Source organism: Vibrio sp. YT-19(2023) (assembly GCF_033337395.1).
Genome location: NZ_JAWOQN010000440.1, coordinates 1 through 732 on the forward strand (window position 1 = coordinate 1; position 732 = coordinate 732).

Here is a 732-nt window from a genome sequence, read left to right on the forward strand (position 1 = left end):
TAACCACAAAACCAGAAACCGCCATCAAGGCCTGTTCTGCGACAGACATCATGCCCCATAATTCGTGTAGCGCGACACCGGGCATAATTGCACTGAGAGGCTCTTTCGGGTAGTTGTTGATCTGCCTTTGTAACGCAAAAGTTTGAATGCGCGATTTCAAGCCCACAAGCATGGCAGTGATCTGTTTTGGTTGAAAATCCCTTTCTTGTAATACCTTGGCATCCGGTGTTGGGCCCAAGCGTGCACCACTTTCCCAACCGACATGAATGGCTTCGATCGCCTCTAATGAGACGTGAACAGTCTTATCTACTGGTGTGCCAGTTGGAGCTAAAATACCAACAACTTTGAATGGCAGTTTATCGTGACGGCTGAAGCCAACATCGCTGATACCATGGGCAATGATGATTTCACTGCCTATCTGGTAACCCAATTGTTTGGCGACGTCCGATCCGAGTACGGTTTCAAATAATCCATTGAACTCTTTCCCTTTCGAGAAAGTAAGTGGTTGCTTACTTCCGTACTTATAATGCTCAAAGTAACTATGATTGGTTCCCATCACTCGAAAGCCTTTGTGAGAGTCTCCGAGCGAAATGGGAATTGCCCAATCAACCGCGCGATGCTGGCTGAATTCTTGATAGCTTTTCCAATCGATATTATTGGTGGCATTACCGATACGAAAGACTGAATACAGGAGTAAGTTCACTTGGCCAGAGCGTCCGCCGACAATTAGGT

General features: G+C 46.6%; 1 protein-coding gene. It reads right to left on the reverse strand.

Going from position 1 to position 732, the window contains the following annotated elements:
- Positions 1-732 (reverse strand): ABC transporter permease (locus tag R7E78_RS26395; protein ID WP_318058643.1); only part of this gene is annotated, 732 nt, incomplete at both ends.